The organism is Candidatus Neomarinimicrobiota bacterium (genome assembly GCA_021157965.1).
In the GTDB taxonomy this organism is placed as follows: Bacteria; Fidelibacterota; Fidelibacteria; order Fidelibacterales; family Fidelibacteraceae; genus Fidelibacter.
This window is the reverse complement of record JAGGVO010000035.1, coordinates 1-9,838: the sequence shown is the minus strand read 5'-3', so window position 1 is coordinate 9,838 and position 9,838 is coordinate 1. Positions and strand designations below refer to the sequence as shown.

The following is a 9,838-nucleotide window of genomic DNA, read 5'->3' as shown; positions in this document are numbered from 1 at the left end:
GTGGACAGTCGTCAGTCAACAGTCAATAGTCGACAGTAGTGAGAAATTGATTGGATGATTGATTCGATTGTCTGCCCTGTGAAATAAAAGCCGGTTTGTCTGGGGGAATGACGCGTAACGCGTGACGAGTGACGTGGGGACGTCCGCGGAGGGGCAGAGGGGATTGGGAACTGGGAATTAGGGACTGGGAAAGACAACAGGGTGGTTTTGTGGGTTAATTTCACAGGGGATTCGACCGATACACCAGGAGCAAAGCGACGCCAGCTTCCAGCTTCTAACTTCTTAATAATCAACGAATTAAGACGGAGTTTATAAGAGAAATAGGATATATAATTTCGCTTAGGCAACGCCCCCCACCCCAGGGGTAAAATACACCGTTTTTCAACATCATGCAAGATTATATTATAATTCTTATATAGTACAGTTATTATTGTATCTTAAAAAATTCTCCGAATTGAAAACATAAAATTCCTTGGACGGACACAGAGATTTGCCCCTACACCCTCTCACCCTCGTGCCCTCATTCCCTCTGCGTCCTCCGCTTCCTCCGCGATATAAAAAACAATCTCAGCGTCTCTGCGCTCTCCGCGGGAGACTTTCGACTTTCGACTTTTGACTTTCTGACTGTCCACTGCCCACTGCCGACTGCCGACTGATTAAGTTTACATAAAATCATTGTGTATCCCAAAAGCCTGTCATAAATTTTATTCCTAAACATAAAGAGACGAGGCAAAACGTGGCATCAACAGCAGATTTCAGAAACGGGATGGTCATTGTATACAATGGCGCCCTGTGTAAAATTGTAGAGTTTCAACACAGCAAAATGGGTCGCGGCGGCGCCGTGGTCCGGACTAAACTGAAAAATATCATTACGGGACAAGTCCTGGAAAACACCTTCCGCTCCGGCGAAAAAGTGGAAGAGGCCCGTGTGGAAGCCCGGGAAATGGAGTACCTGTATAACGACGGGACCTTCTATTATGTGATGGATCACGAAACCTTTGAACAAATCCCTCTTTCGGCCGATATGCTGGGAGATGATGTGTACTATATGAAGGAAAACGCCTTTGTGAAGGTCCTCATGTATCAGAACAAACCCATCGGCATTGAACTCCCAACGGCTGTTGTTCTGAAGGTCACGGCCACAGAACCGGGTGTCCGGGGAAATACGGCCACCAACGTGACCAAACCGGCCACCTGCGAAACAGGACTGGAAGTCCAGGTCCCGATTTTTATCAACGAAGGGGATTTGATTAAGGTGGATACCCGGAACGGTTCTTATCTGGGACGGGAAAACAATTAATTAAAAATGAGGGGGTGTCATGAATGAAAGCTGGATTCGCCGGATGGTCAGTCTGGTGGAAGAAAGTGATATAGAAGAACTGGAATTTTCCGGTTTTTTCCGAAAGATCCGCATCAGTAAACACATATCTCCGGTAGGCGGCTCTGTCGTCTATTCTCCAGCACCTGTTTCGACAGCCCATGCATCTCAAAACCCGCCGAAAGAGAGTCCCGAAACCTCAAAATCCGCTCCTCAAAAAGTACCGGCGGAAGATCCTGCCGTTGTGACGAGTCCCATGGTGGGGACCTTTTACCGGGCACCGTCTCCGGAAGATAAATCTTTCGTGGAAATTGGGGACACCGTGGAAATCGGCCAGACACTCTGTATTATTGAAGCCATGAAAATCATGAATGAAATTCAGGCGGAACGGGCGGGGACGGTGAAAGAGATTTTTGCGGAAAATGCCTCACCCGTAGAATATGGAACACCTTTATTCCGGATTGAATAATGGCCCTGAAGAAAATTTTAATCGCCAACCGCGGCGAAATCGCCCTGAGAATTATTCGTGCCTGTCACGAACTGGATATTCCCACGGTGGCAGTTTATTCCAAAGCCGATAGATTATCTCTCCACGTGCGGTTTTCCGACGAGGCGATTTGCATCGGTGAGGCGAATCCCCGGGAGAGTTATCTGAATGTGACCCGGATTATGGCGGCGGCGGAACTGACCAATGCCGATGCCATTCATCCGGGCTACGGTTTCCTGGCGGAAAATGCGGCATTTGCCGAACTCTGCGGCGATCATCACCTGGCTTTTATCGGTCCGACACCTGCCGTGATCCGTGAAATGGGAGATAAGTCCCGTGCGCGGGAAATCATGAAGAAAGCCGGTGTGCCTATCATCCCCGGCAGCGATGGTGTGGTTAAGGATCCGGAAACGGCGGAAAAAATTGCCGGTGAACTGGGATATCCCGTCATCCTGAAAGCCGTTGCCGGCGGCGGCGGAAAAGGGATGCGCATCGTTCACGAACCGAAAAATATTCAAAACGCCTTTAATACGGCCCGGAATGAAGCGGAAAGTTCATTCGGCAATGGGGACCTGTACATCGAACGGTTTATCCGAAAACCCCGGCACATCGAAATCCAGATTCTGGGAGATATGCATGGCAATGTATACGCCCTGGGAGAACGGGAATGCTCCATCCAGCGCCGGCATCAGAAACTCATCGAGGAATCTCCCTCCACGGCCGTGGATCCGGAATTGCGCCGCCGGATGCAGGAAACCGCTGTCCGGGCAGCTAAAGCAGTCAATTATACCGGCGCAGGGACTATTGAATTCCTCCTGGATGACAAGAAAAATTTTTACTTCATGGAGATGAATACCCGTATCCAGGTGGAACACGCCATTACGGAAATGGTGATGGGAATGGATCTGGTAAAGAAGCAAATCCAGATCGCCGACGGGTATATTTTGCCGGAACGGCTGAAAGATTACAAAATCCGGGGACACGCCCTGGAATGCCGCGTTAACGCGGAAGATCCGGCGAATGGGTTTAAACCCTCTCCGGGAACCATCGAAGCGCTTCACATCCCTGGAGGATCGGGTGTCCGGGTGGATACTCACCTCTACAGCGGATATACCATCCCCGTGAATTACGATTCTCTCCTGGCAAAAATCATCGTCCAGGGTTCCAGCCGTGAATCGGCAATCCACCGCATGGTCCGGGTCCTGGAAGAAACGGTTATCGAAGGGATTAAAACCACTATCCCCTTTCACAGACAGGTTCTTTACCACCCCGATTTTGTAAACGGAACCTTTGATACGGATTTCTTAGAACATTTTCATTTTAACCCTAATAAAGAATAGGAGCACACCATGAATTTCCCCAAAAACTTAAAGTATTCCGACGATCACGAATGGGTCCGCGTGGAAGGTGACGAAGCGGTTGTCGGAATTACGGACTTCGCCCAGAGCGAACTGGGTGATGTGGTTTACCTGGAACTTCCCTCTGTCGGTGATGAGGTCAGCAAGGGTGATGCTTTCGGTACCATCGAAGCAGTTAAAACCGTCTCCGATATGCTGGCACCTGTCTCCGGTGAAGTCATTGCCGTGAATGAAGACCTGAATGATTCTCCGGAAAATGTGAACAAAGAGCCCTATGAAAGCTGGCTGGTTAAAATTAAAATGTCCGATCCTTCCGAAGCGGAAGACCTGATGGACGCGGAAGCCTACGAAGAATTCATCGGCTGAGCCTCCCTTCAAGCGGACAAGCGAACACCATTCTCTTATGAGGAGAAACCATGGTTTATATCCCAAATTCTGAGAAAGATTTTCAGGAGATGCTTGAAACCATCGGGGTCAAGGATTTTGAGGATCTTTTACAATCCATCCCCGATGTTTTAAAATCGGACCGGATACTGAATCTGCCGCCGCCCCTTACGGAAATGGAGCTGGAGGCGGAAATTGCCGAAATCGCCGAAAGGAACCGGGCATCTGACCGGCTGATTAACTTTATGGGCGGGGGAGCCTATGATCACTTCATCCCAAAGGTGGTGGATTATATCCTTTCCCGTCCGGAATTTAAAACAGCCTATACCCCTTATCAGCCGGAAGTCAGCCAGGGTACCCTCCAGGCCATGTATGAATACCAGTCCATGATCTGCGAACTGACAGGCATGGGCGTTTCCAACGCCTCTCTTTATGACGGAGCCAGCGGTCTGGCGGAAGCAGCCATGATGGCCCGGAATATCACCGGGAAAAACCGGATTCTGATCGCCGAAACGGTCCATCCTCTCTACCTGCAGGTTTTGAAAACCTACGCCGGTTCCCTGGGACTGGATATTGACATTCTCCCCGCCAGGAATTATGTCATCGATCCCATCGTGCTGGATGAAAAACTGACATCCGATACGGCGGCCGTGATTCTTCAGAGTCCGAATTTTTTCGGTTATGCGGAAAACGCCCCGGTAGCGGCGGAAAAAGCCCACAAAGCAGGCACTCTGTTCATCCAGGGTTTTGATCCCATTTCACTGGCTATTCTCAAAGCGCCGGGAGATTACGGAACGGACATTGTTTTCGGCGAAGGACAGTCACTGGGAAACCATTTGAACTTTGGCGGACCGTATCTGGGACTTTTTGCGGCGGACCGCAAATATGTGCGGAAAATGCCGGGACGGATAATCGGTGCCACGGAAGATACACAAGGCCGCCGGGGATTCGTCCTGACGCTCCAGACCCGTGAACAGCACATCCGCCGGGAAAAAGCCACCAGCAATATCTGTACAAATCAGGGACTCAATGCCCTGGCGGCAACGGTCTATCTGGCTCTGTTGGGAAAATGCGGTTTGCGGCAGGTCGCCGAACTGAGCACCCAAAAAGCCCACTATCTGCACGAAAAAATCACCGCTTTGAAGGGTTTTGATAAGGTTTCGGACGAACCGTTCTTCAAAGAATTTACCGTTTACACCCGTATTCCCGCGGCAGAAGTGGTCCGGCAGGCAGAACAGGCGGGCTTTCTGGCGGGAGTCCATGTGGGACAATTTTATCCTGACAGGATGCATGAACTGATTCTGGCGGTAACGGAAAAACGGACCAAAGAACAGATGGATAAACTGATCAATTTTCTGGGAAGCTTATGACGGTTTACGAACATTTACTCAAAGCCCGGGAAACATATCAGGCGGGATACATGGTTCTGATTGATCCCGATGCGCGGCCTTTGAAAGAAACGGCGGAATTTGCACGGGTGATCAGCCGCGCCGGTGCCGATGCCATCCTCTATGGCGGCAGCCTGATAACCGATGAGGGATTTACGGATAAACTCATCGCGCTCCGTGAAGCGTCCGATATTCCCGTGATTCTCTTTCCCGGTTCTATCGGACAGATAACATCTCATGTGGATGCCATTTTGTACATCAGTGTCATCAGCGGCCGGAATCCCAATTTGCTTATCGGCGAACATGTTACCTCCGCTATTCAAATCAAGCGTTCCGGCGTGGAAACCATCCCCACGGGGTATATGCTGGTGGAATCGGGAAAGGTGACAACCGCGGAATTCATCAGCGGAACCCGTCCCCTGCCGGCCCATAAACCGGAACTGGCACTGGCCCACGCCCTTGCCGGGGAGATGCTGGGTTTTAAAATGCTCTACCTGGAAGCGGGAAGCGGCGCTGAACGGCCGGTCCCCAATGCCATGATCAGCACTATTAAAAAATACGTCCAAATACCCGTCATTACCGGCGGCGGAATCCGGACCCCTGAAACTGCCCGGGAAAAAGTCCTGGCCGGTGCCGATTTTATCGTCACCGGGAATGTTTTGGAAGATTCGGACAACACAGACCTGCTGGAAGCCTTTGTGAAAGCGGTCCATGGAGAATAATATGATGAGCAGCTCCTTCGATATAATCCGGGCCCATCTGAACGCCGGCGGAGATCTGAAACATCAGATGGCTGCCTCAGATGATCTGGTGCAGCGTATCTATGACGCCTCGGCCATCATGATCCGGGCATTAAAAAAAGGAAAGAAAATTCTCTGGTGCGGCAACGGAGGCTCGGCGGCCGATTCCCAGCACCTCTCTGCCGAACTAGTGGCACGGCTGAACATAAACCGTCCCGGACTGGCATCTCTGGCTCTGACAACCGATACATCTTTGATCACCGCCTGGAGCAATGATATAGGATTTGAATCCCTCTTCAGCCGCCAGGTGGAAGCCCTGGGAGATGCCGGCGATGTATTGATGGCGTTGTCCACCTCGGGGAAATCCCCTAATGTTCTACAGGCAGTGAAAAAAGCCCGGGAAAAACAAATCACAACTATTGCCCTCCTGGGACGGGACGGCGGCGTAATCCGGAATGAAGTCGACCTGGCCCTTGTAATCCCCTCAGAAAACACGCAACTGATTCAGGAAATCCATATCACGGTGGGACACCTGCTTTGCGAGCTGGTTGAAACAAAACTGTTTAAGACCTGACCCCGCCATGAACCGTCTGAAAGAAACCCTGACCGATTTTATCCATCATTTGAGGGTGGAACGCAATTTAGCCCCCAACACCATCGAATCCTACCAGATCGATCTGAACCGCTATCTGGCCTATCTGGACAGTCTGGGACTTCAGCATTCCGACGCCGTGGAGATTTCCCATGTCCTTGCGTTTATTCGGGAACTTCATAATGTTCCCCTGGCGCCCCGGAGTATCTCCCGGAACCTTTCCTCTATCCGCATGTTCCATAGGTTTATGATGAATGAAGGGTACGCGCAGAAAGACGTCACGGAAAACATCGATTTGCCCAAACTCCCGACACGGCTTCCAAATGTTCTGGAAATTCACGAAATAGAAGCCATCCTCAATGTGATCAACACAGAGACAGATCTGGGTAAACGGGACCGGGCCATGCTGGAACTGCTTTACGCCTGCGGACTGCGGATTTCGGAGCTACTGAATCTGCGATTGTCTAATGTTTATCTGAATCATGGCTGGTTGAGGATTTTCGGAAAGGGTTCAAAAGAAAGGGTAGTGCCTATGGGTGCGGAAGCCCGGGAATGGATGAAACACTACCTGACTTATGTGCGATACACCCTGGCGCAGAAATCCGTCGAGAGTGAAGATGTGGTTTTTCTCAATGCCCGTGGCAAACCCCTGAGCCGCATGGGCGTGTGGAAAATCATCCAGCAATATATCAAAGCGGCTAAAATCACCAAAAAAGTGAGTCCCCACACCTTCAGACACTCCTTCGCCACCCATCTGCTTGAAGGCGGCGCCGATCTGCGGGCCGTTCAGGAGATGCTGGGACATTCAGACATTTCAACCACCCAAATTTATACCCACCTGGACCGGGAATACCTGAAAGAGGTCCATAAAACCTTTCACCCCAGAGAACGGAGACACGATTGAATAATCAGATTTTAGATATCCTTGCCCTGGCCATTCCCATTCTAATCGCCCTTACCATTCATGAGGTATCCCATGGCTTTGTGGCCTGGAAACTGGGAGATCCCACGGCGAAAATGATGGGACGCCTGACTCTGAATCCCCTCGCCCACCTGGATCCCATCGGGACCCTCATGCTTTTTCTGGTACGCTTCGGCTGGGCAAAACCTGTCCCGGTGGACCCCCGCTACTTTAAAAATCCAAAACAGGACATGTTGTGGGTCGCACTGGCCGGCCCGGCATCAAATATGGTGCTGGCTTTCCTTTTCGGGATGCTGATCCGGATAGTGGGACTCCAGCCATCCGGCAGTTTTACCGGGGATTTCCTGAAAATGGTCCTCCTTTACGGACTCTATATCAACCTGGCACTGGCGATTTTTAATCTGCTTCCCATCCCGCCCCTGGACGGGGGACGCATCCTGCGGGGACTCCTTCCCTGGCGTTATGAACACATTGTGGATCGCCTGGAACAATACGGTCCCTTCTTTTTGATGGGACTCATTTTCCTGGGAATGCTTTCCGGTTTCAGTATTTTCGGGATTATTATTACACCTTTTGTGCGATTTTTCGGCGGATTATTTGCGGGAATTAATCTTTAAATTTGGAAGTTGGAAGTTGGCGGCACTTCGTGCTTTTTTGGAAGTTGGAAATTAGCGCCGCTTCGCGACTGTGCTTGCTTGGATGCGTAAGAAAGTGACGAGGGGGTGGTTGGCACGTCAATTGGCCCACTCAACCCAATTCAATCATTATTCATTCAATTCAGAATTTAAAATTCAGCATTCAATCGCGGCTCCGCAGCGCTCCCGGTGTGTTTGTGTGGATCAGCGGTCGTTGGGACTTGGGTACTGGTAACTGTCGACTGACGACTGTCGACTGACGACTGACAACTGTCCCCCTCTGCGGGAGGATAAATTCAGAACGTTATTGATATTTAAGTAAACTAAGAACGGCCGCTGCTGCCATGGCTGCATTCAGGGATTCGCAGTCGCTGAAAGGCGGCAGGGTGATAGGTAAAACATTGTCACCAGCCCATTGGGGGCTCACCCCCCGTGCTTCATTTCCAATAACAAGCAGGAAAGGTTTATCCGGTTTTTTTAAAGCCGGCAATGGCGTTCCTCCCCGAACAACACTGAGAAAAATCCGGTGGGAATTTGCGGTTTTTTTTAGAATTTCACCTGTCTCCATATCAAAAACCGGCAGATGAAAATGTGAGCCCATGGCGGAACGAATCACTTTAGGATTCACGGCCTCCACTGTCCCGGGCGTCGTAATCACCCCGGCCAGTCCAAACCAGTGGGCAATGCGAATGAGAGTCCCCAGGTTTCCCGGATCCTGGATTTCATCACAGACGAGGAGAGATCCTTCAGGCATTTCTACAGGAGGAGACGGCATGGCAATAACTGCAATCACACCTTGCGGACTCACTTCGGTACTGAGGCTTTTGATGACGCCGGGAGAAACATTGTACAGGGGGATATTTCGATTACGGGCTGTTTCCAGAAGCGTCTGAAATCCCGGTTTACTCGTCAGAAAGGACTGATAGAGGATTTCCTGCACGGGTGCTTTCATTTTCAGGGCTTCCTCCAGCAGCAGGACACCTTCCAGCAGATAAGCTCCATGGATAGCCCGATACTTTTTCTGCTGCAACGAACGAATCCGTTTTTGATGATCTCTTGAAAGTATTTCCATAAGGAGAATTTAAGAAGAGTCCGGGTTCATAACGACAAAAACTGCAAGGGGGAACTGTAAGGTCACGAAAGTGTATAAAATATTGAACGGGATGGGAAAAATCCCTATACTTCCATGCTTTTTGAAAAGGGGGTGTACAGGTTTCGACGGGATAGACCGGTTTATGCGATAGCGTGCCGAGGTGTTCAGGACTCCTCGTAAATCAACCTGAAAACAATCGTAATTGCAGACAATTACGCTTACGCTGCTTAAACAAATTTAAGTAGCCGTCCGCCCGGGTTTGTTCGCGGGCCCGGACCGGGCGCCGATAACGCGGACTCGTCTTCAGTTGTGTCCGGCTGCTGAAGATTAAACATTTCCGGACTGGCTGCCGGTGGTTTGTTTTTTGTCCTCCCGGCAGTAAGACTAAACAAAAAACTGCGCACGGAGAAATCGTGTAAGTCGCTATTTCGGACCCGGGTTCGATTCCCGGCACCTCCACTTTTGGACGTTGAGACGTTCAGACGTTCAGACGTTTAGACGTTGAGACGTTGAGACGTTGAAAAGTTTAGAGCTTGGGGCGGATTATAGGTTGAGATAATTTAATGTGTTTATATATGATGATCTTTATTCTTTTAGACCCGCCGGGATAATAAATCCGGTATCGGAAAAACCCTGCAAGCCTCCAACTGCCTTGAAGTTGTCGAGCTGATGCGCGGCCAGATGAGTGCGGATGGCGGGAGCTGCCTGTTCCTGCCATGAGCATGGTTGTGTTCAGGCACGAGGATCTTATGGAGTTCTCGAGGGAGTCTCTCGAGTTCACCTGCCTGCCAAAGCCTCGGCGCAGGCAGATCGCCCAGACAAAAAGGGGGAAGCAGTAATTGCGGATTTCGGGTTTGGGATTGCGGATTGAAAACGCCATTGAGCCTGATCCTCTGACGAAAATCCGCAATCCAGTGTCCC

Annotated in this window: 10 protein-coding genes and 1 other RNA gene; 10 read left to right on the top strand and 1 reads right to left on the bottom strand. The window is 50.5% G+C overall.

The features are described from left to right. Nucleotides 1–736 precede the first annotated feature (736 nt). The 9 genes from efp to J7K63_04250 all read left to right on the top strand — a co-directional run bounded on the left by efp (nucleotide 737) and on the right by J7K63_04250 (nucleotide 7,806). Nucleotides 737–1,300 (top strand): elongation factor P, encoded by a 564-nt coding sequence (efp, locus tag J7K63_04290; GenBank protein MCD6234241.1) that lies wholly within the window; start codon nucleotides 737–739, stop codon nucleotides 1,298–1,300. Between the two features lie 19 nt (nucleotides 1,301–1,319). Further along, nucleotides 1,320–1,787 carry an acetyl-CoA carboxylase biotin carboxyl carrier protein gene (gene accB, locus J7K63_04285; GenBank protein ID MCD6234240.1) on the top strand — a complete coding sequence of 156 codons (468 nt, stop codon included), beginning with the start codon at nucleotides 1,320–1,322 and terminating at the stop codon, nucleotides 1,785–1,787. Then, nucleotides 1,787–3,145: an acetyl-CoA carboxylase biotin carboxylase subunit gene (accC, locus tag J7K63_04280; GenBank protein MCD6234239.1), complete on the top strand. Its 1,359-nt coding sequence runs from the start codon at nucleotides 1,787–1,789 to the stop codon at nucleotides 3,143–3,145. The genes accB and accC overlap by 1 nt, the downstream gene beginning before the upstream one ends. 9 nt (nucleotides 3,146–3,154) lie before the next feature. Next, the gene (gene gcvH, locus J7K63_04275) at nucleotides 3,155–3,529 is read left to right on the top strand and encodes a glycine cleavage system protein GcvH (GenBank protein ID MCD6234238.1); all 375 of its coding nucleotides are present in this window, start codon (nucleotides 3,155–3,157) and stop codon (nucleotides 3,527–3,529) included. A 50-nt stretch (nucleotides 3,530–3,579) separates the two neighbouring features. After that, nucleotides 3,580–4,917: an aminomethyl-transferring glycine dehydrogenase subunit GcvPA gene (gene gcvPA, locus J7K63_04270; protein MCD6234237.1), complete on the top strand. Its 1,338-nt coding sequence runs from the start codon at nucleotides 3,580–3,582 to the stop codon at nucleotides 4,915–4,917. Beyond that, complete coding sequence (locus J7K63_04265; GenBank protein ID MCD6234236.1) at nucleotides 4,914–5,657, top strand: geranylgeranylglyceryl/heptaprenylglyceryl phosphate synthase; 744 nt, start codon at nucleotides 4,914–4,916, stop codon at nucleotides 5,655–5,657. Before gcvPA ends, J7K63_04265 begins: the two co-directional genes overlap by 4 nt. A gap of 67 nt (nucleotides 5,658–5,724) precedes the next feature. Further along, entirely contained in the window at nucleotides 5,725–6,249 is a 525-nt protein-coding gene (locus J7K63_04260) for an SIS domain-containing protein (protein MCD6234235.1), read from the top strand. Nucleotides 6,250–6,256: 7 nt separating this feature from the next. After that, nucleotides 6,257–7,171 (top strand): site-specific tyrosine recombinase XerD, encoded by a 915-nt coding sequence (xerD, locus tag J7K63_04255; GenBank protein ID MCD6234234.1) that lies wholly within the window; start codon nucleotides 6,257–6,259, stop codon nucleotides 7,169–7,171. Nucleotides 7,172–7,197: 26 nt separating this feature from the next. Continuing rightward, nucleotides 7,198–7,806, top strand: a complete 609-nt coding sequence (locus J7K63_04250; protein ID MCD6234233.1) for a site-2 protease family protein — start codon at nucleotides 7,198–7,200, stop codon at nucleotides 7,804–7,806. A 322-nt stretch (nucleotides 7,807–8,128) separates the two neighbouring features. Here J7K63_04250 and J7K63_04245 read toward each other — a convergent pair whose 3' ends face one another. Continuing rightward, complete coding sequence (locus tag J7K63_04245) at nucleotides 8,129–8,854, bottom strand: RNA methyltransferase (GenBank protein MCD6234232.1); 726 nt, start codon at nucleotides 8,852–8,854, stop codon at nucleotides 8,129–8,131. Nucleotides 8,855–9,024: 170 nt separating this feature from the next. Between J7K63_04245 and ssrA the strand changes: the two genes are divergently transcribed. Continuing rightward, nucleotides 9,025–9,379: a transfer-messenger RNA gene (gene ssrA / locus J7K63_04240) on the top strand. The last annotated feature ends 459 nt before the right edge of the window (nucleotides 9,380–9,838 follow it).